This window comes from Nocardia brasiliensis NBRC 14402, assembly GCF_000308475.2.
GTDB lineage: Bacteria > Actinomycetota > Actinomycetes > Mycobacteriales > Mycobacteriaceae > Nocardia > Nocardia brasiliensis.
This window is the reverse complement of sequence record NZ_BAFT02000088.1, coordinates 13,391-37,328: the sequence shown is the minus strand read 5'-3', so window position 1 is coordinate 37,328 and position 23,938 is coordinate 13,391. Positions and strand designations below refer to the sequence as shown.

The 23,938-nt window shown below is 68.6% G+C and carries 21 protein-coding genes; 3 read left to right on the top strand and 18 right to left on the bottom strand.

Translation table 11 applies throughout. The features are described from left to right. Window position 1 precedes the first annotated feature (1 nt). The 14 genes from TY25_RS30745 to pruA form a co-directional block, all read right to left on the bottom strand. Entirely contained in the window at window positions 2–1,477 is a 1,476-nt protein-coding gene (locus TY25_RS30745) for an aldehyde dehydrogenase (NADP(+)) (protein ID WP_201773726.1), read from the bottom strand. Then, window positions 1,470–2,597 carry an L-talarate/galactarate dehydratase gene (locus tag TY25_RS30740; protein WP_042261975.1) on the bottom strand — a complete coding sequence of 376 codons (1,128 nt, stop codon included), beginning with the start codon at window positions 2,595–2,597 and terminating at the stop codon, window positions 1,470–1,472. The genes TY25_RS30745 and TY25_RS30740 overlap by 8 nt, the downstream gene beginning before the upstream one ends. Continuing rightward, window positions 2,594–3,529, bottom strand: coding sequence for a 5-dehydro-4-deoxyglucarate dehydratase (gene kdgD, locus TY25_RS30735; protein WP_042261973.1), 936 nt, complete (start codon window positions 3,527–3,529; stop codon window positions 2,594–2,596). Before kdgD ends, TY25_RS30740 begins: the two co-directional genes overlap by 4 nt. Before the next feature lie 10 nt (window positions 3,530–3,539). After that, window positions 3,540–4,424: a LysR substrate-binding domain-containing protein gene (locus tag TY25_RS30730; protein WP_042262010.1), complete on the bottom strand. Its 885-nt coding sequence runs from the start codon at window positions 4,422–4,424 to the stop codon at window positions 3,540–3,542. Window positions 4,425–4,525: 101 nt separating this feature from the next. Beyond that, on the bottom strand, window positions 4,526–5,539 hold the full coding sequence (locus tag TY25_RS30725) for a lactonase family protein (RefSeq protein ID WP_042261971.1): 1,014 nt from the start codon (window positions 5,537–5,539) through the stop codon (window positions 4,526–4,528). Continuing rightward, complete coding sequence (locus tag TY25_RS30720) at window positions 5,536–6,939, bottom strand: sugar porter family MFS transporter (protein ID WP_042261969.1); 1,404 nt, start codon at window positions 6,937–6,939, stop codon at window positions 5,536–5,538. The genes TY25_RS30725 and TY25_RS30720 overlap by 4 nt, the downstream gene beginning before the upstream one ends. A 76-nt stretch (window positions 6,940–7,015) precedes the next feature. Further along, window positions 7,016–7,819, bottom strand: a complete 804-nt coding sequence (locus TY25_RS30715) for an NAD-dependent epimerase/dehydratase family protein (RefSeq protein ID WP_042261967.1) — start codon at window positions 7,817–7,819, stop codon at window positions 7,016–7,018. A 250-nt stretch (window positions 7,820–8,069) separates the two neighbouring features. Further along, a complete protein-coding gene (locus TY25_RS30710) occupies window positions 8,070–8,942 on the bottom strand; it encodes an RNA polymerase sigma-70 factor (protein WP_042261965.1) in 873 nt (290 codons plus the stop codon). A 56-nt stretch (window positions 8,943–8,998) separates the two neighbouring features. Further along, window positions 8,999–9,589: a carboxymuconolactone decarboxylase family protein gene (locus TY25_RS30705; RefSeq protein WP_042261963.1), complete on the bottom strand. Its 591-nt coding sequence runs from the start codon at window positions 9,587–9,589 to the stop codon at window positions 8,999–9,001. Between the two features lie 172 nt (window positions 9,590–9,761). After that, entirely contained in the window at window positions 9,762–10,256 is a 495-nt protein-coding gene (locus TY25_RS30700) for a PAS domain-containing protein (RefSeq protein ID WP_042261962.1), read from the bottom strand. A gap of 204 nt (window positions 10,257–10,460) precedes the next feature. After that, the gene (locus tag TY25_RS30695) at window positions 10,461–11,075 is read right to left on the bottom strand and encodes a hypothetical protein (RefSeq protein ID WP_146153998.1); all 615 of its coding nucleotides are present in this window, start codon (window positions 11,073–11,075) and stop codon (window positions 10,461–10,463) included. Between the two features lie 189 nt (window positions 11,076–11,264). After that, window positions 11,265–12,707 (bottom strand): amino acid permease, encoded by a 1,443-nt coding sequence (locus tag TY25_RS30690; protein ID WP_042262008.1) that lies wholly within the window; start codon window positions 12,705–12,707, stop codon window positions 11,265–11,267. 223 nt (window positions 12,708–12,930) lie between these two features. Further along, a complete protein-coding gene (locus TY25_RS30685) occupies window positions 12,931–13,899 on the bottom strand; it encodes a proline dehydrogenase family protein (RefSeq protein WP_042261958.1) in 969 nt (322 codons plus the stop codon). A gap of 64 nt (window positions 13,900–13,963) precedes the next feature. Beyond that, on the bottom strand, window positions 13,964–15,601 hold the full coding sequence (pruA, locus tag TY25_RS30680) for an L-glutamate gamma-semialdehyde dehydrogenase (RefSeq protein WP_042261956.1): 1,638 nt from the start codon (window positions 15,599–15,601) through the stop codon (window positions 13,964–13,966). 163 nt (window positions 15,602–15,764) lie between these two features. On the opposite strand from pruA, the gene TY25_RS30675 reads away from it, so the two are divergent. After that, entirely contained in the window at window positions 15,765–17,027 is a 1,263-nt protein-coding gene (locus tag TY25_RS30675) for a PucR family transcriptional regulator (RefSeq protein ID WP_052383292.1), read from the top strand. Window positions 17,028–17,041: 14 nt separating this feature from the next. On the opposite strand, the gene TY25_RS30670 is transcribed toward TY25_RS30675, so the two are convergent. The 3 genes from TY25_RS30670 to TY25_RS30660 all read right to left on the bottom strand — a co-directional run bounded on the left by TY25_RS30670 (window position 17,042) and on the right by TY25_RS30660 (window position 18,567). Next, the gene (locus TY25_RS30670) at window positions 17,042–17,347 is read right to left on the bottom strand and encodes a hypothetical protein (RefSeq protein ID WP_115347069.1); all 306 of its coding nucleotides are present in this window, start codon (window positions 17,345–17,347) and stop codon (window positions 17,042–17,044) included. Window positions 17,348–17,421: 74 nt separating this feature from the next. Further along, a complete protein-coding gene (locus TY25_RS30665) occupies window positions 17,422–18,243 on the bottom strand; it encodes a sigma-70 family RNA polymerase sigma factor (RefSeq protein WP_370466271.1) in 822 nt (273 codons plus the stop codon). Window positions 18,244–18,249: 6 nt separating this feature from the next. Then, window positions 18,250–18,567: a hypothetical protein gene (locus TY25_RS30660; protein WP_042261950.1), complete on the bottom strand. Its 318-nt coding sequence runs from the start codon at window positions 18,565–18,567 to the stop codon at window positions 18,250–18,252. Between the two features lie 286 nt (window positions 18,568–18,853). On the opposite strand from TY25_RS30660, the gene TY25_RS30655 reads away from it, so the two are divergent. After that, window positions 18,854–20,461, top strand: a complete 1,608-nt coding sequence (locus TY25_RS30655; protein WP_042261947.1) for an ABC-F family ATP-binding cassette domain-containing protein — start codon at window positions 18,854–18,856, stop codon at window positions 20,459–20,461. A gap of 90 nt (window positions 20,462–20,551) precedes the next feature. Here the strand turns inward: TY25_RS30655 and TY25_RS40875 are convergent, their stop codons facing one another. Continuing rightward, window positions 20,552–21,256, bottom strand: coding sequence for a hypothetical protein (locus tag TY25_RS40875; protein ID WP_052383291.1), 705 nt, complete (start codon window positions 21,254–21,256; stop codon window positions 20,552–20,554). Window positions 21,257–21,454: 198 nt separating this feature from the next. On the opposite strand from TY25_RS40875, the gene TY25_RS44560 reads away from it, so the two are divergent. Next, a complete protein-coding gene (locus TY25_RS44560; protein WP_081869207.1) occupies window positions 21,455–23,851 on the top strand; it encodes a serine/threonine-protein kinase in 2,397 nt (798 codons plus the stop codon). Window positions 23,852–23,938 lie beyond the last annotated feature (87 nt).

Here is a 23,938-nt window from a genome sequence, read left to right as displayed (position 1 = left end):
ATCAGTCCCGCTTTCCGTCGACGCGGCGCGGCAGTCGCCAAGGGTTGTCCTCGCGCAGTGCGGGCGGTAGCAGCTCGTCGGGGAAGCCTTGCCAGGCCACCGGTCTCAGGAACCGCTCGATCGCGGCGGTGCCCACCGACGTGGTGGCGGGGGCCGTGGTCGCAGGGTAGGGGCCGCCGTGCTGCTGGGCCCAGGACACCGTGACGCCGGTGGGCCAGTCGTTCCAGAGCAGGCGGCCTGCCAGCGCGGTCAGCGCGGGCAATAGTTCCCGGACGGTCTCGAATTCGTCGTCCTCGGCCCAGATCGTGGCGGTGAGGCCGGGTTCGAGCTGGCGCAGCAGTGTTCGCAGCTCGGTGTGGCTCGGGTACTCGACCACCAGTGCGGCGGGACCGAAGCATTCGGCGGCGAGCAGGTCGCCTGCGGCGCGGAAGTCCGCTGCGCTCACGCGCAGTAATGTCGGCCTGACCAGGTCGTCGGTGGTGTCCGGCGCGGAAAGCGCGGTGACCGAGGGGTATTCGATCAGATCGGTGAGCCGTGACCGGAAGCCCGCTGTGACGCGCGGGTTGAGCAGAGGTTGCCCGGGGACGGCCGCAACCGCCGCACCGAGGGTTTCGTCGAGGCCGTGATCCGACGGCAGCAGCAAAAGGCCCGGTTTGGTACAGAACTGGCCCGCGCCCAAGGTGAACGAGCCGACGAAACCCGCGACGATCTCCGGGCCGCGCGCACGAATCGCCCCCGGTAGCACCACGACCGGGTTCACGCTGCCCAGCTCGCCGTAGAACGGGATCGGCCGCGGTCGCGACACGGCGATTTCGAACAGCGCACGCCCGCCGGACACCGAGCCGGTGAACGCGGCCGCGGCAATCGCGGGATGGCGTACTGCGGTCGTGCCCGCCTCGATTCCGTGGACCACGGCGAACGTGCCCGCCGGAGCGCCGGCCGCGCGCAACGCGTCTCGCACGATCGTGCCGGTGCGTTCGGACAGGCTCGGGTGTCCGGGATGCGCTTTGAGCACGACCGGGCAGCCCGCCGCGAGCGCGGCGGCGGTATCGCCGCCCGCGACGCTGAACGCGAACGGGAAGTTGCTCGCGGCGAACACCACCGTCGGCCCGAGCGGAATTACGCTGCGACGCAAGTCGGGTCGCGGTCCCATCGGCCACTGCGGGTCGGCGTGGTCGACGGTCGCGCGCAGGAACGCACCGTCGGCGAGCACCTCGGCGAATAGGCGCAGCTGGAAGGTGGTGCGCGCCAATTCACCATGTAGCCGTGGGTGTTCCGGCAGGTGTGTTTCCGCCGCGGCCAACGGGATCAGCTCGTCGGCGGCGGCTTCGAGCGCGTCGGCGATCTGTCGCAGCCAGCGGGCGCGGTCGGCCGGTGTGGTGTCCGCCAGCACTGCGGCGGCCGCGGCGGCCGCGTCGATGATCCGGGCCAGCTCGTCCGGTGCGGTGTCCATGAGTTCCTCCGAGAAGTCAGGCATGAATCGAGAAATCGGCGACGGTCCAGTCGCGGGCGCGGTCGCTGCGGGTCAGGCCGAGGCCGGGTCGGCTGGACACATGCATCCGTCCGTCGGTGATGACCTGGCTTTCCTCGAACAGCGGGTCGAACCATTCGAAATGCTCGACCCACGGTTCTGCGCGATAGGCCGCGGCCAGATGCAGATGCACTTCCATCACGAAATGCGGTGCCAGTTGCAGGTTTTCACTATCGGCGCGGGCCATTACCCGCAGGAACGGGGTGATGCCGCCGATTCGTGGGGCGTCCGGTTGGATGATGTCGGCCGCCCCCGCGCCGATGAGCCGGGTGTGGTCGGCGGCGCTGGTCAGCATCTCGCCGGTGGCGATCGGGGTGGCGCAGGTGGCCGCCAGCCGCGCGTGGCCGGCGAAATCGTAGGCGTCCAGTGGTTCCTCGATCCAGGCCAGATCGAATTGTGCGAGGTCGCGGCACATGCGGCGGGCGGTCGGCCGGTCCCACTGCTGGTTGGCGTCGACCATGAGGGTCACCGCGTCGCCGAGTTCCGCCCGCATCGCCGCCACCCGGGCCAGGTCCACGGCATGGTCCGGGTGGCCCACTTTGATTTTGATACCGCCGATGCCGCGGGCCAGCGCCGCCTCGGCGCGGTCGCGCATCTCCTCGACGGGTGCGTGCAAGAAGCCGCCGGAGGTGTTGTAGCACCGCACGGAATCCCGGTGCGCGCCCAGTAGTTTGGCCAGCGGCAGGTTCGCGCGCCTGGCCTTCAGGTCCCACAGCGCGATATCGAACGCCGCGATGGCCTGCATCGCGAGACCGCCGCGGCCGACCGAGGCGCCCGCCCAGCAGAGCCGGTCCCAGAGTGCGGTGATGTCGTTGGGATCTGCGCCGAGCAGCAGGGGCGCGAGTTCGCCGGCGTGGGCGAATTGCGCCGGGCCGCCCGCACGTTTGGCGTAGCCGATGCCGAGACCGGACCATCCCGCGGCGGTGGTGATCTCCGCGAACAGCACCGCGACCTCGGTCATCGGCTGCTGCCTGCCGGTCAGCACCTTGGCGTCGCTGACGCCGGTGGGCAGCGGTAGCGCGACCGAGTAGAGGTCGACCGCGGTGATCGTGTCGCACCGGCTCACGACTGCGCCTCGCCGAGCGTCCGCACCCGCGCGGTCAGTTCCGTCAGTTCCGCCAGTTCCGTTTCGGTCAGGTTCGTCAGAGGCGGGCGCACGGGCCCGGCGGGCCGGCCGACCGCGGCCAGCCCGGCCTTGATGATCGAGACCGCGTAGCCCGGACGTCGATCGCGGATATCCAGGTAGGGGAGCACGAAGGCGCGCAACAGCCGATAGACGGTGTCCCGATCGTGGGCGCGCACCGCCGCGTAGAAGGCGAGCGCGAACTCCGGCAGGAAGTTGAAGATGGCCGAAGAGTATGTGGTGACGCCCATTTCGGTGTACGGCAACGCGAAGGTCTCCGCGGTGGGCAGGCCGCCGATGAAGGTGAGCCGGTCGCCGAGGCGGGCGTAGATCCGGGTCATCGTCTCGATATTGCCGACGCCGTCCTTGAATCCGATCAGGTTCGGGCAGCGGTCGGCCATCCGCGCCAGCGTCACGTCGTTGCAGGTGGCGTTGGCGCGGCTGTAGAAGATGACGCCGAGCGAGGTCGCCGCGCAGACGGTGGCGACATGTTCCACCAGGCCCTCCGGCCCGGCTTCGGTCAGGTAGGGCGGGAGCAGCAGAATGCCTTCCGCGCCCGCGATTTCGGCGGCCCTGGCCTGTTCGACCGCGGCGGCGGTGCCCGCTGTCGCGGGGGCGATGACCGGTATGCGGCCTGCTGTTTCGGCGACCGCCGCGCGGACCACCTGATCGATCTCCGCGGGCGTGAGCGAGAAGCCCTCACCGGTGCCGCCCGCGGCGAACAAGCCGGCCACGTCGTACTGGGCAAGCCAGGCAATGTGTTTGCGATACGCGGCCTCGTCGAAGGCGAGCTCGGTATCGAAGTGGGTGACCGGGAAGGACAGCAAACCCTGACCCAGGGCCGGGCCGAGTTCCGCGGCGGACAGATGTGACATCGTGTTCCTTTCAATGGGCGGGTGGCGGCGGGTCGAGCAACTGCACGACCCGGTGCAGCGCCGGATTCGCACAGTCGCGCCGCCACACCGCGTACAGGACAACCGGATCGTCGACGCCGTCCAGCGGCCGGAACCGCACGCCGTCGGGATGGAGGTGACCGGCGGTTTCGGGCACCAAGGCCAGACCGCGCCCCGCCGCGACCAAGGCGAGCATGGTGTGCACCTGCGTCAGTTCGTGCGTCGATGTATAGGGCACGGCCGCAAGGATTCCCGCGACGAGGTCGGCGAAATACCGGGCCGGGCCCGGCGCGTACACCAGCAGCGTCTCGCCGCCGAGCCGTTCCACGGCGATCGGGCCGGGCTCGGCCAGCGGATGGTCCGCGGGCACCGCCAGCATCAGCCGCTCGGAATGCACCAGCTCGCAGTCGAATTCGGTGCGGTCGAACGGTGGCCGGGCCAGCGCCAGGTCCAGTTTGCCGCTGCGCAGATTCTCGAATTGAACCGAGCTCACCATCTCGCGCAGCACCACCTCGACGCCGGGCAGGCCCTGCTCGATGTGGTTGAGGAAGCGGCCGAGGAAACCGAACCCGGAGGTCGCGGTGAATCCGATGCGGACCGTTCCGGCCCCGCCCGCGGCGACCAGGCGGGCCGTCCCCGGCGCGCCCTCGGCGAGGGCGAGCAGGCGGCGCGCCTCGATCAGGAACACCTCGCCCGCGGGGGTCAGCTGCGCCTGCCGCTGGCTGCGGTCGAACAGCTCGACCCCGATCTCGCGTTCCAGCTTCTGGATCTGCCTGCTGAGCGGGGGCTGGGTCATCCGCAGCCGGTCGGCCGCGCGGCGGAAGCTGCGCTCCTCGGCGACCATGACGAAGCCGCGCACCTGTTCGAGTGAAACCATGAGGCCCAGCCTGCCCGCGTCGGAGGGCTGCCGCCGCGCATCGGGCAAGCCGACCCGGTACCGGGTTCGACGGTGCGACCGATCGTCGTGTGCCGCGGTGCTCATGCGCCGGGCAGGTCGATGATCTCGACCCAGTTGGGGTTGCGGCCGACCGTGCGGCGGTGCACGGCGGTGAGCGCACCGGTCGCGGGATCGATGGCATAGCAGGTCACCGCGTGGGACTTCTGTCCCGCCGCGACGAGGAAGCGGCCGCGCGGATCGATGGCGAAACCGCGCGGCTGCGCCTCGGTGCGGGTGTGCCCGATCGGCTCGAGCGCTCCGGTGTCGCCGTCGACGCGGAAGCCCGCGAGGGTGTCCGAGGTGCGCTCCGAGACGTAGAGGTAGCGGCCGTCCGGCGTGACGCGCAGCTCCGAGACCCATGGGCTGCCCGAAAAGGCATGGGGGAGCGCAGACCTCGACATGGCCGGGGTCAGCGTGCCCGCCGCCGGATCGAACAGGTAGCTCTGCACGGTGCCGTCCAGCTCGTGGCAGGCGAGGACCACCCGGCCGCTCGGATGGAACACGAGATGCCTCGGACCCGCGCCGAGCGGGGTCTCGACGGCGGCGGGCCGGTTCGGCGTCAACCTGCCGGAGGTCGCGTCGAAGCGATATTGCAGGACGTGATCGCCGCCCAGCACGGCGACGAACACGAAACGATCGGCCGGATCGACGACGATCGAATGTGCGTGCGGGACAGTGGCGATCACCTCGTCCGGCCGCGGGCGGACGGTGCCGTTCGCGGCGATCGGCTGCACCGAGATCTGGTCGCCGCTGTACGAGGCGCCGAACAGGTACCGGCCCGTGCGGTCGGTCGACAAATAGGCCATGTTGTCCGGCAGTACGGTCGATCTGAGTCCGATCAGGTCTCCATTCGTCGGTTCGATACCGAAAGCCATGACCGAGAACGGTTCCGAACGCAGGCCCGCGTACAGATACCGGCGGTCCGGGGACACCGCCAACGGCATCACCGTTCCGTCCACCGGCACCGCGGCCACCGGCGTCAGCCCGCCGGTGGCGTCGAGTCGCAGCACCGAGATCTCGCGGCTGTCGGCGTTGGACACATAGACGACGGTCACGCCTGCTGTCCCGTCGGTTGCCCGCCGACCCGGGCACGCAGCTCGAGCTCGATCTCTTCCAGGCTGCGGCCGTTGGTTTCCGGGACGAACCGCTGGACGAGCAGGAACATCACCACGCTGACGCCGGCGAAACACCAGGCCGATTTGGCCAGGCCCAGATGGTCGTTCATCACCGGGAACAGGAAGGTGATCGCGAAGGTCGAACTCCACAGCACCACGCTGCCCACGCCCATGCCGACACCGCGCACCCGCAGCGGGAAGATCTCCGCCATCATCACCCAGACCACCGCGCCCCAGCCGAGTTCGTAACCGGCCAGATAGACGTTGAGCAGGATCAGGGTGGTCAAGCCGGTGACGGTGTTGTTGTCCACGGTGAGCACGACGACGCCGAGCAAGAACAGCGACACCGCCATGCAGACATTGCCGAGCAGCAGCAACGGTTTCCGGCCCCACCGGTCGACCACGAAGATCACCCACGCGGTGAACGCCACCTTGACCGCGCCGAGCACGATGGCCGCCAGCAGCGAGGTGGAGTTGCCGAAGCCGAGATCGGTGAACATGGTGGGCGCGTAGAGGTTCACCGCATTGACGCCCGAGAACTGCTGGCCGACAGCGAGAATCAGCGCGACGAGCAACGCGGGCCGGGCCCAGGGCGCCCACAGGTCGCGCAGCCTGCCCCGCTGCGCCACGTCGAGCTGGTCGACCCTGCGAATGTTGTCCAGCTCGGCGTCGATTTCGGTGGAACGGTGAGTGCCCGCCAGCACGGCGCGGGCTTCGTCTTCGCGGCCGGCTTTCACCAGCCAGCGCGGCGTTTCGGGCAGCACGGTCATACCGGCGAACAAAGCCACCGCGGGGATGACGGCGACGCCGAACATCAAGCGCCAGTTGCCGGAACCGGATAGCATCCAGTCGACGATGTAGGCGAGCAGGATGCCCGAGACGATCATCAGCTGGTTCAGCGTCGACAGCGCGCCGCGCGCCCGGGTCGGGGCCAGCTCGGATAGATAGGTGGGAACGGTCGCCGACGAACAACCCACCGCGATACCGGTGACGAAACGGGCGATCACCAGCACCGTGACATTCGGGGCCGCGGCGCACCCGAGCGCGCCGAGCCCGAAGACCGCGGCGGCGATCATGATGGTGCGGCGGCGGCCGAGCCGGTCGGTCAGGCGGCCCGCGGCTGCGGCCCCGAGGATCGCGCCCGCCGCCAAGCAGCCGCCGATCACGCCCTTGGTGACCGAGGACAACTCCCACGCGTCCTTGATGAACAACAGCACGCCCGAGATGACGCCCAGGTCGTAGCCGAAAAGAATGCCACCGAGCGCGCCGAAGAAGTAGAGGAAGTGAACGTTGGTGCCGAGGGCGGATTTTCGGCCCGGCACCGTGGATTCATCGTGCATTGTGTTGCGCTTCTTTCGCGGTCGAGCAAGCACCCGTCGCGGCACGGGCCGCACGGGCGTTGTCGAGAAATGGGTGTCAGAGCGGGTTGGGTTCGCCCAGTGGGGTTTCCAGGAACGGGCCGCCGAGGAAGACCGGGGCGGCGCCCGCGGTGACCTCGGTGGCGAACTTCTCGGCGTCGTCCAGGCTCCGGTAGCCGAGCTGCTCGGCCTCGGCCAGGGAGACGATGGCGCGGGTGTTCTTCGAAACGCCCCAGATAACTTGGAAGCCAGGGCTTTCCGTCGTGAGACAGGCCTCGAACAGGCGGGCGCCGTCGTCCGGGGACAGCCAGGTCGACAACCCGCGGACATCGTGCGGCCGTTCGAAACACGAGCCGATGCGGACGCAGACCACGTCCATGCCGAACCGGGAGTGATACAGGCTGCCGAGTGCTTCGATCGCGGCTTTGCTGAAGCCGTAGTAGGTGTCCGGTCGCGGGGGCGCCTCGCCCGCAATGCCGTTCGGTCCCGCCTCGCCGACCCGCCGGTAGCCGACGGCGTGGTTGCTGGACGCCAGCACGACGCGGGTGATACCCGCCTGCCGTGCCGCTTCCAGAACGGTATGGGTGCCAACGACATTCACCGCGAGCACCCGCTCCCAGCTGTCCTCGCGGCTGATGCCGCCCAGATGGATGACCGCGTCCACTTCGCGGCAGGCGGCCGCCATGGTGCCGGGGTCGGTGAGCGAGCCGGTGATCAGCTCGACCTGTTCGCCGGGTTGCGGCGCGGGCAGTTCGACCAGATCCAGTAGCCGCAGGGTGCGGCCGGGCCGGGCCAGGCGCGGTCGCATCAAGGTGCCGATGCCGCCGCCCGCGCCGGTGATAAGGATTCGGTCATAGCTCATCCGGCATCGTCCCCGTTCGTGCGGAGACCGGAAGATACTGCGGGGCATGAACTTTCACACATCATTGTCCTCCTGTGCCTGCGAGGAATGTGGGGTGGGTCACTCTTCGCGCGACGTGTCAGAAGGGTAAGACGCTGGATTGATGCCTGTCCAACACCTGTTCGCTATCTACTGATGCCGTACTGGCATCAGCACTGATGGTGGCACGCGAATGCCCCGATCCCGTGGGGGACCGGGGCATTCGTGGTTGCTAGACCCGGCTCAGCGGCCTGATCTCGCGCAGGCGGGTGAGTTTGTTCGGGTTGCGGACGATGTAGATGTGGGTGATCCGGCCGTCTGCCACGGACAGGCTGATCGTGGCGGACAGATCACCGTCGGTGTCGACCCGCAGCGCCGCGGCGCCGTTGACCGACACCGACCAGATGTGCGCACCCGGTACGAAATCGGGGAACTGGGCGAACATGCGCGCTGTCCGGCGCGCGCCGCGCAACGGATGCGGGAACGCCTGCACGATCCCGCCGCCGTCGGCGACCAGCAGCACATCGGGGGCGAGCACGTCGAGCAAGGCCTGGACGTTGCCGGTTTGGATCGCGCTGCGGAACCGCGCCACCGCGGTCTGCTGCTCGACACGGGTGACCGGCACGCGCGGGCGACGGGCGGCCACGTGCTCACGCGCCCGGCGGGCGATCTGCCGGACCGCCGCCGCGGACTTCTCCAGTGCGCCGGCGATCTCCTCGTACGGGGCATCGAACACCTCGCGCAGCACGAACACCGCGCGCTCGGTCGGGCCGAGCGTTTCCAGCACCGTCAGCATCGCCATCGACACGTGCTCGGCCAGTTCGACATCCTCGGCCACGTCGGGGCTGGTGAGCAGCGGTTCGGGGAGCCATTCGCCGACGTACTCCTCGCGCCGCCGCGCCACCGTGCGCAATCGGTTGAGCGCCTGCCTGGTGGTGGTGCGCACCAGATAGGCGCGCGGGTCACGCACCTCTGCGCGGTCCACCGCCGCCCAGCGCAGCCACGTCTCCTGCACCACGTCGTCGGCGTCGGCGGCGGAACCGAGCAGCTGGTACGCCACCGTGAACAGCAGACTGCGGTGGGTGACGAACGGGTCGTCGCGCATGCGCTCTCCCTTCGGTGTGGCCCGGAGCCCACCCTGCCCGGCCGTCGTCGGTGCGCTCATGCCCCGGACGCTACCCGGCTCGGCTGAGCCAGCGGACGCAGTTCGCAGGCGGCGGCGAAGCCCTGGGCCTCGATGCCGAGCGCGGTGTTGGTGCGGGTGGCCATGTTGGCGAACGCGATCCAGTTCGTCAGCTCGACCAGTGCGGCGGCGCCCAGTTCCGCGAGCAGCGCCGCGGACATTTCGTCGGTGACGGTGGGCGGCGTCTGGCTCATCGCCTCCGCGTAGGCCATCACCTGCCGCTCCAGCGGCGTGAACACGTCGGACTCCCGCCAGCGCGGGACTTCGCGGGCCTTCACCTCGTCGAGGCCGTCGTTGTGCGCGTGGAAGTAGCCGAAGTCCAGGCACCAGGTGCAGCCGACGAGCGAGGCCACCGCCATGTGCGCGAACGATTTCAGATTCGCGTCCGCGCGATCCCACTTGGCCACCTTGCGCCCGAGCGCGCTGGTGTCCATGACCACGGCGGGGTGATGCCACATCACCTCGAGCGGTTCGGGTACCTCGCCGAACATCTTGCGGGTGATCGCCTTCGCGAGCCTGCCGCGGAATCCGGTCAGTGCCGCCTTGGGGATTCGGGGTGTGCCGGCCATGTCGCGCCTCCTTGTCGATTCCTACGACATGAAGACACCGGCCACGCGCGCCGTGTGACATCGCAGCCCCGCTTTTCGACGCCCTGCGGCTTTCGGCCCCCCGGCGCGGGCTCGTCGCGCGGACATGAGCACAGCGCCTCTGCCGGCGGAAGAGGCGCTGTGCGAGCGAAGTTCAGCCGGCGTCCGCCGCCACTTGCAGGCCAGGCACGGTCTTGGTGGTGTTGTGCCGGAAGATGTTGACCGCGCCGATGACCTCGTCGGACTCGTCGCGGATGGGGAAGACGTTGACCAGGGCGAGCAGCCGGAAACCGTCGGGCTGTTCGCAGATCACGTCGGCGTCACGGACGGTGCCCCCGTTGTTGATGACCACCGACGGCGGGGCCGCTTCGTGCGGCATGACCTCGCCGGACGGGTAGCGCAGCCGGAAGGCGCCGCAGTACTTTTCGCTCGTGCCCAGTTCGGGACTGCGTCCCCAGGCGCCGATGGCGGTCTTGTTGCAGGCGATCAGCGTGCCGTCCTTCTCCAGGACATACATACCGACCTCGATATCGTCCATCGCGGCCTGGTCGCCGAGCAGACCACCGGGCACCAGGTGCCCGCCTTCGAGCTTGCCGTGAAACTTCAGATCGTCCAGTTCACCGGCGGCGATTTTCTCGCTGATGCTCATGTCGTTCCCCTCACTCGTAATCAAATGGCACAGCAATATTCGGCGAAGGAAATCCAGACGCGTCGCTCAGCCGAGCACAAGTGACTTCAGCGCCACTTTCACCGCACGTCAGTGTAACGAGATCGGCTGGCCGGACAGTCCTTTTCGGGAGGGGAACCGTGATTGCTGTTCTGAGACAACAATTCTTGCGAAATTTCCACCCGATCAGGGGGTTGTGCTCGTTTCGTTTTCGGTGGGAATTTCATCGCGGTGCTGTGCCGGTTGTGCTTGCGCCGCGTCCAGGGCACGCAATTCTTCGCGGAGCGAGCCGATTTCGTCGGCGAGTTCGTCGCGCAGTGCTTGGCGTTCCTGGAGACTGGCGAGCAGGCTGTCGATGGTGTCGTTCATGGCGGCGAGCTTTTGATCGGCGCCGCCGAGCCGCCATTCGATGACCGCGCGACGGTCGACGTCGTCGCTGGCGGTACGCACCCAGCCGACGACATAGTCGAGCCATTCGGGTTGTTTGGGCATCTCCTCGTCGCCGTCCCAGCCGCGCCGCACCGAAACCTTCGGCGACAGCACCCGATCGCCGGCCTGGCCCGCGGCCGGGGAGTGCATCTGTACAAGGTTGAGTTTCCCGGCGCTGGTCACCACGGCGGTGAGGCGATAGCGCCCGGCGAGATGCATCTTCAGTTCGGCCGCGCCTTTGCCGTCGGCGTCGAGGGCGCCCAGCCACGGGCCCTGCGCGGCAGTGATGATCGATTCGAGGACGCCGAGCTGTCCGGCCGCCCGGCGCACCCGGTTCGCGCGCTCGTGCAGTTCGTCAGGTGAGGCGGTCATCTGGTCCCAGTGCATCCGCACCTCCGCTTTCTCGTTCGATCGACTTCAACAACGGCAGTTCTGACGAACGTACCGTTGCGGTCGGCGCAAACGTGTTTTGTGCACGCGGGGGAAACGAGATCGGGTGGGCGGCCGCGAGGCACACCCACCCGATCGGTTTCGAGGAGCCGGCGTCGGTGCCCCTCGAAGTTATTTCTCCAACTGCACCGCGTCGACCGGGCCGGTGCGCTCCAGCTTGGAGTGCGTGCGCGAGTAGAAGAAGTACACGGCCAAGCCGGCGACCAGCCAGGCCGCGAACCGCACCCAGGTCTGCCACGGCAGCGACCAGATCAGGTAGAGCGAGAAGCCGATGCCGATCAGCGGCACCACCGGCATCAGCGGCAGCCGGAACTGCCGCGGCTCGTCGGGCCGGGTGCGGCGCAACACGATCACGGCGACCGAGACGACGATGAACGCCATCAGGATGCCGATGTTGGTGAGCTCGGCGACGACGGTGATGTCGAGCAGACCGGCCATCACGGCCGCACCGATACCGACGATCCAGGTCACCCGGGTGGGCACCTTGCGTACCGGGTGGGTCTTGGCGAACCATTCGGGCAGCAGCCCGTCGCGGCTCATCGCGTACCAGACCCGGGTCACGCCGAGCATGAACGTGAGCACGACGGTGACGATGCCGACGATGGCGCCGATCGCGATGATGTTCGCGATGCCCGGCTGGCCGACCGCCTCGAACGCGGTGGAGAAACCGCTGGTCGGGCTGATCTCGGTGTACTTCTGCATGCCGGTGAGCACCAGGGTGGCCAGCACGTACAACACCATCGCGATGGCGAGCGAGTAGAGGATAGCCTTGGGCAGATGCTTCTTGCCGTCGACGGATTCCTCGGCGGCCGTGCTCATCGCGTCATAGCCGAACACCGCGAAGAACACCGTCGCCGCGCCGGTCCACACCGCACCGGAACCGAACGGGAAGTACGGGGTGTAGTTGGAACTGTCGATATGGAACACGCCGAGCACGATGATCAGCAGCACGAGCGCGACCTTGATGCCGACGGCGACGGTCTCGAACCGGCCGACACTGCGGATGCCGCGCGACAGCAGCCAGGCGGTGCCCAGGCAGAACAGCATCGCGAACACGTCGACCACATGCCCGTCACCGGTGCCGTGCGCACCCATCATCCAATCGGGCAGCGTGACGTCCACCTGCTCGAGCAGGAAGCGGAAGTAGCCGGACACGCCGATCGCGACGACCGCCGCGACCGCGATGTACTCCAGCAGCAGGTCCCAGCCGATGAACCAGCCCGCGATCTCGCCCAACGACACATAGCCGTAGGTGTAGGCCGACCCCGCCTTCGGCACCATCCCCGCGAATTCGGCGTAGCAGAGCGCGGCGGCGGCACTGGCCACACCGGCGATCAGGAACGAGATGAGCACCGAGGGGCCGGTGACCGAATGTGCGACCGCACCCGCGAGCGTGAAGATGCCCGCGCCGATGATGCCGCCGACGCCGATGGCGGTGAGCTGCCATAGACCGAGCGACCGAGCCAGCTGTTCGTCGGCCGGTGCCCCCTCGTCGGCTATCTGCCCCATGGGTTTGCGGCGCAGCATTTGGCTACGCAACTCCGCGATGGACATGTGGTTCCTTTCGTCCTCCACGTCACGCGACTGTGCGTAACGCAGATCACACTTCGAGCTGTGGTTACTAAATACGACCACAGCGCCGGTGTGATCGGCGAGTTGGCCAAATATTGTTCAGTGGGTTTATTCGGCGGGCCAAGCTGCGGGGCGGAACCGCACCCGGGACCGGATCGGTGCGGCCCGCCCAGTAGGGCGAGCCGCACCGAAAAGTGCCGTCACCTCAGCGTGCGCTGCCGGGCTTCAGCGAACGCAGGAAGAACGCGACGTTGGCGGGGCGTTCGGCGAGCCTGCGCATGAAGTAGCCGTACCACTGGTCGCCGTAGGGCACATAGACCCGCAGGTGGTTGCGTTCGTCGACGAGCCTGCGCTGTTCGGCGTCGCGGATGCCGTAGAGCATCTGGAACTCGAACTCGTCGGCCTTGCGGTGCGTCGTCTCGACACACTCCAGCGCGGAGGTGATGAGCGCGGGATCGTGGGTGGCCACCATCGGGTAGCCGTCGCCGAGCATCAGCACCCGCAGACAGCGCAGGTACGAATCGTCGACCGCGGCGCGCTCCTGGAACGCCACCGACGCCGGTTCCTTGTACGCGCCTTTGCACAGCCGGATGCGGGAGCCTTCGCCGGACAGCTCCCGGCAGTCGCCCTCGGTGCGGCGCAGATACGCCTGCAGCACCGTGCCGACGGTGGGGAAGTCGGCGCGCAGTTCCCGCACGATGCTCAAAGTGGAGTCGGTGGTGGTGTGGTCCTCCGCGTCGACGTTCACCCAGACACCGGCCGATTCCGCGGCCGTGCAGATCTGGCGGGCGTGGTCGAGCGCGATCGCGTGACCGTCCTGCGCCAGCGACTGGCCCAGCGCCGACAGCTTGAGCGAAACCTCCAGCGGCCGAACCGTTGCCGACTCCGCCGGCACGTCGAGCCGGGCCAGCTCCGAGAGCATGTGCAGGTAGTGGGTGACGGTGGTGCGGGCCTGTTCGATCTCGGTGGTGTCCTCACCGAGATAGTCGATGGTGACGTAGCGGCCGGACGCCAGCAGCGTCCGCACGGCCACCATCGCCTGATCGGCGGAGTCACCCGCGACGAACCGGTCGACGAGCTTCTTCGTCGTCGACATCCGGGTGATCGTGCGCTCCATGCGCGGCGAACGCGACGCGGCCAGCATGGCCGGACGCAACAGGGTCGAAAAGGCCATCACGCCTCCTGTGTTCTGCGGGACCGGTCGGCTGCACGGAGCCGGACGACGTGCGAGTGGCTCATCACGCGTCCTGATGCGGGTAGCGGTGATCGGTCGCCGGGACGAACGTTTCCTTGATGGTGCGAGCAGAGGTCCAGCGCAGCAGGTTCTGCGGCGAGCCTGCCTTGTCGTTGGTGCCCGAGGCGCGCGACCCGCCGAAGGGCTGCTGGCCGACCACCGCGCCGGTGGGCTTGTCGTTGATGTAGAAGTTGCCCGCGGCGAAGCGCAGCCCCTCGGTCGCCTTGGCCACCGCGAGCCGGTCGTCGGCGATGATCGCGCCGGTCAGCGCGTACGGGGAGCCCTGATCGACCAGGTCGAGGATGCGTTCGAACGAGCCGCTCGCCGCGTCGTCGTAGACGTGCACCGACAGGATCGGGCCGAAGTACTCGGTGCTGAACGCCTCGTCGCCGGGATCCTCACCGAGCAGCACGGTCGGGTCGACGAAGTAGCCGACCGAATCGTCGGCGTGCCCGCCCGCCGCGATCGACAGGCTCGGCGTCGCCTTCGCCCGGGCGATCGCCTCGGCGTTCTTGTCGAAGGCGCGCTTGTCGATCAGTGCGCCGCCGAAGTGGCTGAAGTCGGTGACGTCGCCGTAGGACAGCGTGGCCACCTTGTCGAGGAAGTCGCGACCCATCTTGGCCCACACCGACTTCGGGACGAACGCGCGCGACGCCGCCGAGCACTTCTGGCCCTGGTAGTCGAACGCGCCGCGGATCAGCGCGGTGGTGAGCACGTCCGGATCGGCGGAGCTGTGCGCGAGCACGAAGTCCTTGCCGCCGGTCTCGCCGACCAGGCGCGGGTAGGAGTTGTAGTCGGAGATGTTCGCCGCGACCGAGCGCCACAGGTGCTGGAAGGTGGCGGTGGAACCGGTGAAATGGATGCCGGCGAGGCGCCGGTCCTGCAACACCACGTCGGAGACCTTGGGTCCGGCGCCGTGCACCATGTTGATCACGCCGGGCGGCAGGCCGGCGGCCTCGAGCAGCTTCATCGTCCAGTACGCGGCGACCGACTGGGTCATCGCGGGCTTCCAGACCACGGTGTTGCCCATCAGCGCGGGCGCGGTCGGCAGGTTGCCCGCGATCGCGGAGAAATTGAACGGCGTGATCGCGTAGACGAACCCGTCCAGCGGCCGGTATTCGACCTTGTTCCACACGCCGGGCGTGGAGATCGGCTGGTCGGCGAGGATCTGCCGGGCGAAATGCACGTTGAATCGCCAGAAATCGACCAACTCGCACGGGGTGTCGATCTCGGCCTGATAGGCGGTCTTGGACTGACCGAGCATCGTTGCGGCGGCGATGGTTTCCCGCCACGGACCGGCCAGCAGATCGGCGGCGCGCAGGAAGACCGCGGCCCGATCCTCGAACGAGAGCGCACGCCAGGCGGGTGCGGCGGCGGTGGCGGCCGTGATCGCGTCGTCGACGTCGCTGGGGGCGGCGGTGGTGAGGGTGCCGAGCACGGCGGCGTGCCGGTGCGGCTGCACGACCTCGATCGTCTTGCCGGAGCTGCGCCGGTGCTCGCCGCCGATCACGTGGTGCACGTCGGTCGGCGTGGCACCCAGCTCGGCCAGTTTCGCCTGCAACCGTGTACGTTCCGCACTACCGGGGGCGAACGTGCCGACCGGCTCGTTCGCCGGCCGCGGTGTGGACACGATGGCGTCCATGATTCCTCCTGCTGGACTGACGATGCGGCGTCGCGGATCGGCGGCGCACACACGCTCTGAAACTGCGGTGAGCCGAAGTCAACACCGGAAAAGTGCGCGGGAAATGGGCTGACAGGACAAAGATGGGATGAGTGTGTTGTCGAGTTGGCCGAAAGGCGTAGACGTGGCTATTGATAGTGGGCTGGTCGCCGCGGACATCGACCTGTTCGGTCTGGCGCAGATCGTCGCGCAGAACGCGGGCGGCATGGTGTCGATCGAGGACCCGCAGTCGCATGTGCTGGCGTACTCCGCCTCCGCCGCCGAGGCCGCCGACCAGATGCGGGTGATGTCGATCCTCGGCCGCGAGGGACCGCGGGAGTACCTGGCGGTGCTGCGCAAATGGGGCGTGTTCGATCGGTTGCGCCGCACCGACGAGGTGATCGACGTGCCCGCGCACGAGGAACTGAACATCAAACGCCGGCTGGTGGTGAGCATCCGGCATCCCGCGGACGGTGCCGTACGCGCGCCACGCGTGCTCGGCGCGATCTGGTTGCAACAGGGCGATCGGCCGTTCAAACCGGACGCGGCGGAGATCCTGCGCGGCGCCTCGGCCATCGCGGCGCGACTCATTTCGCGCAGCCTCGACGCGCCGTCCACCGAGGCGCTGCTCGTGCAGGGCTTGTTCGGCGAGGGTGGTCCGGTCGATGTGGCGACCGTGGCGACCGCGCTCAACCTGCCGACCACCGGACCGGCCGCCGTGGTCGGCTTCGCGCTGACCGCCACCGAAACCGCGCCCGCCACCGAGCCTTCGGCGCTGGGCAACATGCTTCGCCTGCGCGCCAGCTCATTCCGGAACGATTCGGTGACGGCCACGCTCGGCGACCGCGTCTACGTGCTGCTGCCGAGTTATCGGGCCGCGCACGCGGTGACGGCGTGGACCCGGCAGCTGGTCGAGCAGCTCGAAGCCAAACGCGCGCTGGCGCTTCGGGCGGCCATCGCCTGCCCGATCGACGATCTGAGCGGGGTCGCCTCCGCCCGGCGTGAGGTCGACCGCGTGCTCGACAGCACCGTCGCGACCTATCCGAAGGGGCGGGTCACCACGCTCGCGGAATCGCGGACGGCGGTGCTGCTCGGCGAGATCCTCGACCTCGTCGGCAGCCGTCCCGAACTGCACGATCCGCGGCTGCGCGCGCTCTCGGACTACGACCTCAAACATTCGGCGAGCCTGCGCGAGAGCGTGGACATCTATCTGCGCGAGCACGGTGACGTGCGCGCCGCGGCGGCCGTGCTGCAGGTGCATCCGAATACGTTGCGCTACCGCATTCGTCGCGTCGAGGAGATCCTGGGCATCGATCTCACCGATCCCGGCGACCGGCTGCTGCTGGAATTGCAGCTCGCGTTGCACCGCCGGGCGCACGGGCGCGAACGTGGGTCACGATCGCGCTGAGTCGGCTTGTGCCGTCAGCACTTACCGGTCGCGGCGTCCCGGATGCCGGCGATCATCGACTGCCGGTCGGTCTCGCTGAGCGCGGGCCACTGCGGGGACTGGGGGAGCATCGCGATGGTGTCTTCCGCGGTCTTGTTCGCGGACTCCACGCTCACGTCCTTCAACTTGCTCAACAGCGGCAGATAGTCCTGGCACGACTTGCTGCGCACCGCGCTGTTGGTTGCGGTACTCGACGACCCGGCCGCCTCGGTGCTGTCCGACGAGCCACAACCCGCCAGCACCAGCGCAGCCCCGATCGCCAGCAACCCAATGCTTTTCATTCACGCTCTCCTCATCAGAATTGGAGAGACCCTACCCGCCCCCAGGAGCCCCCGTCCACGCGAGCGCGCGTCGCCTAGCCGGAGGTGAATCCGCGGGTGCCGAATCGCTTTTCGAGCTGGGTCAACGCGCGTTCCTGGGTACGTTCGACCGCGTCCGTCGTGCTGTTGACCGCTACGGCGGTGTCGCGCAACGACAGGCCGAGCACCAGGCGCAGGATCAGGATCTCGCGCTCTTGATCGGGCAGGGTGGCGAGGAAACCGCTGAGTTCCGCGTCGGTTTCGGGTTCGAGCGCTCGCTGCTCGAACAACGGCGAAAGGTCCTCCGGGATCTCGACCGCCGCCGGTTTCTCCGGCCGGGTGATCGCGCGCTCGGCCGCGGCGACCTTGTGCGCGGCGATCCCGTAGACGAAGGCCAGGAACGGTCTGCCCTGGGCGGTATATCGCGGCAGCGCGGTCACTACCGTGAGCAGGATCTCCTGGGCGAGGTCGTCCGGGTCCGGTCCGGTGTCTGTTCGGGCGAATCTGGCACGGGTGTAACGCACGACGAGCGGACGGATGCTCTCGACGATCGTGGCAAGGGCCGCGCGGTCACCCTGCGCGGCCGCGGTGACCGCGGTACTGAGTTCTTCATCCGCGTCCGGATATTCGCTGTACGCGGTGTTGTCCGGTGGTGCTGCGGTGTTCGTGTGGTGGCCGAATCCCGCATGGGCAGTGGTGAATTCGGCATCGCCGGGGTGATCGCCGGTGGGCTCCGGCGTGAACGCGGGCGCCGAACCGGCCAAGGCCGACAGCAATCGCCGCGGCCCGCTGCCGTACTCGCTGCGCGCCGGTCCGGAAAACGCCGACGTCGATCCGGCCAGGGCCGACAGCAGTCGGCGGAGCACATCATCTACCACCGTGCCTCACCTCGATTCCGAACCGTCGGCACCGGGCAGCAGCCCCTCGGCGTACCGCGCCAATTTCTTCACCACCACCGGTGCGGCCGCGCCTGTTCCGAAGGCGACGAGCCCGCTGGTGATGATCGAAGTGGTCGCCAGGGCGGCCGTAGTCGCCGTCGCGACACCGAGATTGATCACCAGCGAGACGACGTAGACGCCCCCGCCGGGACCGCTGGGTCTGGTCCACGGCCACCCCTTGGTTCGCCGGCTGGCTTCGAGAAACACCACGCCACAGTTGGCCGCGGACCCCGCCAGTCCCCACAAGGTGTACTGCCACGACATGAGCTAGACGATAAGTGCTGCGGAATCGCCGTGCCCCGGTTCCCTGCAGGCCCCGGTGTGCCGCCCCGCGTGTCGGCCGCTGGACACGCGTACGGCACGGCCATGGTCGACAAGCTCCTGCGGATGGCCGAGGTGGCGGCCCTGAACGCGATGCCGCCCTTTAAATCATTCGGCCTGGTCAGTGCGACCAGGTACGGTTGTCCGCATGTCTACACCCCGAGTTTCCTAGCTGAGGACCTGGTTTCCCGGCTAGAAGTCTGTCCTTCGACAACTCGGAGTAATTCTCATGATCACCGTTCGCGGTGTCGAGCTGCGCGTGGGTGCCCGCGTGCTGCTCTCGGACACCTCCTTCACTATCTCTCCCGGCGACCGGATCGGTTTGATCGGACGTAACGGCGCGGGCAAAACCAGTCTGCTGCGCTGCCTGACCGGTCAACAGGCGCCGGTCGCGGGGACGGTCACCGTCACCGGCTCGGTCGACGTACTGGCACAGGATCCCGGCGCGGTGGACCCGCGGGTAACGGTCGCCGACCGAATTCTGTCCGCGCGTGGGCTCGACGCGGCCGTGCGGCAGTTGCGTGCGGCGGAAGCTGCGATGGCCGACGCGGTCGACGAGCGCGACCTCGACCGCGCGTTGCGGGCGTACGCGCGGGCCGAGACCGAGTTCCAGGCCGGTGGCGGGTACGCCGCCGAAGCCGAGGCCGCGCGCATCGCGGCCGGGCTCGGTGTGCCGGATCACGCCTTCGGACAACCGGTTTCGGCGCTTTCGGGCGGGCAGCGGCGCCGGGTCGAACTGGCGCGCATCCTGTTCGGTGGCACCGATAGGGCACTGCTGCTCGACGAGCCGACCAACCACTTGGACGCGGACGCGATCGGCTGGTTGCGTGGATTCCTGCACGGCTACGCCGGCGGGCTGGTGGTGATCAGCCACGACGCGCAGTTCCTGGCCGGCTTCGTCAACCGGGTGTTCCACCTGGACCCGCAGCGCGGCGCACTGGACATCTACAACGCCGATTGGAATCGCTATCTCGCCCAGCGGGATTCCGCGGAACGCCGCCGGATCCGGCAGCGCGCCACCGCCGAACGCAAAGCGGCCGCCCTGCACGCACAGGCGGAGAAGATGAAATCGCATGTGGCGACGGCGGTCGCGGCGCGCAACATGGTCCGGCGGGCCGACCGGATGCTCGCCGAACTGGAACCGCGACGGCGCGCGGCGAAGGTCGCCCGAATCCGGCTGCCCGAACCGCACCCGTGCGGGCGGATGCCGCTCGGCGCGATCAGCTTGGTGAAATCCTATGGTGGGCAACGGGTGCTGAATTCGGTCGACCTGGCGGTGGATCGCGGGAGCCGGCTGGTCATCCTCGGCCACAACGGGGCGGGCAAGACCACGCTGCTGCGGCTGCTGGCCGGGCGGGAGGCGCCCGACAGCGGTCGGGTCGTGCCCGGCGCCGGGCTGCGGCTCGGCTACTTCGCGCAGGAGCACGACACCCTGGACCCGGCGCTGAGCGTGCGGGACAATCTGGCCGCGGCGACGCCGCAGCTGGCCGACGGGCAGGTGCGACATGTGCTGGGCGCCTTCGGGTTCACCGGTGCCGACGATGCGGACAAACCCGCGGGCGTGCTCTCCGGTGGCGAGAAGACCCGCCTGGCACTGGCCGGTCTGGTGCACTCCGGTGCGAATGTGCTGCTGCTCGACGAGCCGACCAACAACCTCGACCCGGCCTCCCGGACCGAGGTGCTCGCCGCGGTCGACACCTATCCGGGCGCGATCGTCATGGTCACCCACGACGAAGGCGCGATCGATGCCCTGCGGCCCGATCGCGTCCTGGTACTTCCCGAGGCGTACGAGGACCTGTGGACCGAGGACTATCGGGAGTTGGTGTCGTTGACCTGAGCGCGATGCGAACCGGTGTGACCGCCGGGGACGCACGAACGCCGGAACAGCCTGCGGTACCTGATCGCAGGCTGTTCCGGCGAGTTCTCGTCAGCAGCTGAACGCGTACGTGGTGCCTGCCGCGGTCGCGATGCCGGTGCGGGTGTCCACGACAACTACGGTCGCCGCCCGATCCCGCGGGATCTGGCAGCGGACGTCGGCGAGCGCCGCGGTCTCCCGCGGCAGTCTGCCGTCACCGTCGGTCTGCCGATTGCCCAGGGCGCGCAGACCATTGGCGTTCACGCCCGCGGCGTAGAACTCCAGGCGCGCGTTGGGCGACAGGCCCGACGCGCTGTCGACGAACAGCCAGCCGCCGAGCTGATGCTTCTGCGTGCGGACGTGCACGTTGCCGGTGGGCAGCTGCGTCGCGTCGGCGAAATGCCTTGCACCCTCGCTGTTCTGGGCGCGGGCGCGGTCGCGGCGATCGGGCGTCACGCAGACGTGGTCGGCGGGGCGGGTCTCGCGCCAGACGAAACCCTGCTTGCAGGTGTCGGGGCCGTAGGGTCCGCCGTTCGGGGAGCGGTGCGCGGCGGCCTGTGCGTTCTCGGCGTGCGCGGTGTCGCGGTCGCCGGGCGTCACGCAGACCGTGTCGCCGTTGTAGGCGTCGCGCCAGACGAAGCCTTGCTGACAGGTGTACGGGCCGTAGGGCAGCGCCTGTGCGGGCGCCGGAAGCAGGGCGCCGAAACCGGCCACCGCCGCGATGCCCAGCGCAATGGGCAGTACGCGCCGGGGGTGAGGTACGGAGGTGCGGAACATGTCTGCGGTCCTTTCAGATGTCGACCAGCCGGATTCGGCTGAGGACCACTGTCGCCGCGGGCACCAACGAGCCACTGACGACCGACCAACGAACCGGCTCCGCTGCGCCGGTACGACTGCGAAAAGCCTGGTGCGCGCTCTACAGTTGACACGACCTCGGGCCCTCGCACCGGCCGGGGCCGTCGCACGGAGGACGAGATGACGACCGAACGGCCGCCGCGCACAGTGGGCACTCGGTTCGGGCCGTACCGGCTGGATCGGCTGATCGGGCGCGGCGGTATGGGCGAGGTGTTCGAGGCTTACGACACCGTGAAGGACCGGACCGTCGCGGTGAAGGTGCTCGCCGAGAAGCTCCACCAGGACCCGGTGTTCCGGGAACGGTTCCGCCGGGAATCGCACGCGGCGGCCCGGTTGACCGAACCACACGTCATCCCGATCCACGACTACGGTGAGATCGACGGGCAGCTCTACATCGACATGCGCCTGGTCGACGGGGAAAACCTGCGCGCGGTGCTGCGGCGCGACGCACCACTGGCGCCCGAGCGTGCGGTCGTGGTGATCCGGCAGATCGCCGCGGCTTTGGATGCCGCGCACGCCGACGGCCTGGTGCACCGGGATGTCAAACCCGACAACATCCTGCTCACCACGGACGATTTCGCCTACCTGGTCGACTTCGGCATCGCGCAGTCCAGCACGAGCGAGAGCCTGACCGCGGACGGGTCGGCGATCGGCTCGTTCCACTACATGGCGCCGGAGCGGTTCACCTCGCGGCTGGTGACCCCGGCCGTCGACAGCTACGCGCTCGCCTGCGTGCTGTACGAATGCCTCACGGGCGCAAGGCCGTTCCCCGCCGAGACGGACGGCGAGATCATGCGCGCCCACCTCTTCGAACCCCCGCCGCGCCCCAGCATGATCCGCCGAGAAGTGCCCGCCGCTTTCGACGAGGTGATCGCCCGCGGCCTGGCGAAGAATCCCAACGCGCGCTACACCTGCGCCGGAGATCTCGCTTCCGCAGCCCACTCCGCCCTCACCAGCACCGCGACGGTCACAGGAACGCAGACCGAGCCGGCAGCTGAGCCGCCGCCGACCCAGCGAGTCCAGGCGACAACAGCCGCCGTGTCCGAGAACGAGATGTCGGCCTCGGCCGTAGAAGCAGCCTTCGGTAAACCTGCCGAAGCACAGGCGGTTCCGGACCGAACAGCGGCAAGTCAGGCGGCCACAGGCCGAGTAGCCGCAGACCAGGAGGTGACCGGTCAGGTTGCTGCGGCGGAGCCGGCTACGGACGCGGCCACCGGCCAAGCAGCTACGGAGCCGGCCGCCGGCGCATGCGGCGCGACGGAATTGGCTGCGCTACTGGAAATTACGGGTTCAGCGGCAGGCCAGGTGACTGCCCGCTCGACGGCCGGCGCGCAAGCTCTTGCCGGGCAGGAGGTCTCGGAGCGGGAGGACGCGCCCCAGGGGGCGGCCGGTGTTGTGGGCGAGGGCAGGGCAGGAGTTGTCGCCGACCCGGCGTCTGTTTCCGCCGGCCCGCGAGTGCGCATTGATAGGCGCGTGTTGCGTGGTGTCGTCGCATTTCTGGCCGTAATGCTTTGCGCGACAATTGCTGTGACTAGCTGGTTGTGGGTGGGCAATCGTGTCTCCGGCGTGCCCGCCGCCGACTCGTCTGCGGTGCGCGGGCCCGATATCGATCTGCTCGCGGTGGTCGGGCCGTCGGGTTACAAGCGGGCCAACTGTGTTCATCAGGATCCGGACGCTACGACCGTTGCGATCGTGTACTGCGCGGCGAATCCGGCGGCCAGCGATCCGGCGGGGCGGTTTCTGCGGTTTCAGACGGTCGAGCAGCTGCGGGCCTACTATCGCGGGCTGTTCTTCGATGTGTTCCATTCGACGAACTGTCCGGGCGATCCACCCGGCCCGGATGGACCGTCGGTGGTGGACGGAAAGGAGGTGGGGCGCAAGGCGTGTTTCACCAGTCTCGTGGACGATCCGGCGGTACCGAAGCCGGGGCTGGTGCTCACCAACGAGGCGGCGCTGGCGCTCGCCGTCTACATCTGGGCGGAACCGCAGGAGCAGCCGTTGCGGGATTATGTGGGTCTGCGCAACGGGTTTCAGTTCAAAGCCGCGGAAGCGGCCGTCGATCCGGACTACTTCACTGCCGCCGACCGAGCGGTGCTCGACCACCTGGACGGAGATTTCGGGCCGCGCAACTGCCGCCACCTGGATCCGCCCGCGGGCCCGGTAAACGCCATGCTCGGCTGCGGCACGCGTTTGGGCTTCCCCTCGGCGGGATTCTTCGGATTCCCCGACCGGCGCGCCGCCGACCTGCTCTATCAGGCGAATCTGGGACAGTTCCGTGGACACGCCTGCGGCGCCGCGGGCCAGGACGACCTGTGGCGCAAGGACTCCGCACCGGTCGGGCGGTTTTTCTGTTACGTGCAGACCGACACCGGATTCGATACGGGCGCCTGCATTTTCGCGCTGCACGACGAGTTCCTGGTGGCCGCGCACTTCTGCACGTTGCGCGCCGACGACCCGGACGCCGGCCCGAAAACCGAAGCCGAGCTGCTCGCCTGGTTCCGCAAGCACATCGGCTGAGCCGCCGGCGCATTCCGGGGCGCTACGCCGAAAGCTGCTGCTGCGCATGCTAACTCAGGGCGCTGCGGGTAGCCAGTCCGCGGCGTC

Coding starts and splice junctions, on each gene's coding strand:
- TY25_RS30720 (WP_042261969.1), bottom strand. CDS start 6,939: ATGCACGATGAATCCACGGTGCCGGGCCGAAAATCCGCCCTCGGCACC.
- TY25_RS30695 (WP_146153998.1), bottom strand. CDS start 11,075: ATGACCGCCTCACCTGACGAACTGCACGAGCGCGCGAACCGGGTGCGC.
- TY25_RS30705 (WP_042261963.1), bottom strand. CDS start 9,589: ATGGCCGGCACACCCCGAATCCCCAAGGCGGCACTGACCGGATTCCGC.
- TY25_RS30670 (WP_115347069.1), bottom strand. CDS start 17,347: ATGAAAAGCATTGGGTTGCTGGCGATCGGGGCTGCGCTGGTGCTGGCG.
- TY25_RS44560 (WP_081869207.1), top strand. CDS start 21,455: ATGACGACCGAACGGCCGCCGCGCACAGTGGGCACTCGGTTCGGGCCG.
- TY25_RS30700 (WP_042261962.1), bottom strand. CDS start 10,256: ATGAGCATCAGCGAGAAAATCGCCGCCGGTGAACTGGACGATCTGAAG.
- TY25_RS40875 (WP_052383291.1), bottom strand. CDS start 21,256: ATGTTCCGCACCTCCGTACCTCACCCCCGGCGCGTACTGCCCATTGCG.
- TY25_RS30710 (WP_042261965.1), bottom strand. CDS start 8,942: ATGCGCGACGACCCGTTCGTCACCCACCGCAGTCTGCTGTTCACGGTG.
- TY25_RS30690 (WP_042262008.1), bottom strand. CDS start 12,707: ATGTCCATCGCGGAGTTGCGTAGCCAAATGCTGCGCCGCAAACCCATG.
- TY25_RS30655 (WP_042261947.1), top strand. CDS start 18,854: ATGATCACCGTTCGCGGTGTCGAGCTGCGCGTGGGTGCCCGCGTGCTG.
- TY25_RS30730 (WP_042262010.1), bottom strand. CDS start 4,424: ATGGTTTCACTCGAACAGGTGCGCGGCTTCGTCATGGTCGCCGAGGAG.
- TY25_RS30660 (WP_042261950.1), bottom strand. CDS start 18,567: ATGTCGTGGCAGTACACCTTGTGGGGACTGGCGGGGTCCGCGGCCAAC.
- TY25_RS30715 (WP_042261967.1), bottom strand. CDS start 7,819: ATGAGCTATGACCGAATCCTTATCACCGGCGCGGGCGGCGGCATCGGC.
- kdgD (WP_042261973.1), bottom strand. CDS start 3,529: ATGTCACATCTGTCCGCCGCGGAACTCGGCCCGGCCCTGGGTCAGGGT.
- TY25_RS30685 (WP_042261958.1), bottom strand. CDS start 13,899: ATGGCCTTTTCGACCCTGTTGCGTCCGGCCATGCTGGCCGCGTCGCGT.
- pruA (WP_042261956.1), bottom strand. CDS start 15,601: ATGGACGCCATCGTGTCCACACCGCGGCCGGCGAACGAGCCGGTCGGC.
- TY25_RS30745 (WP_201773726.1), bottom strand. CDS start 1,477: ATGCCTGACTTCTCGGAGGAACTCATGGACACCGCACCGGACGAGCTG.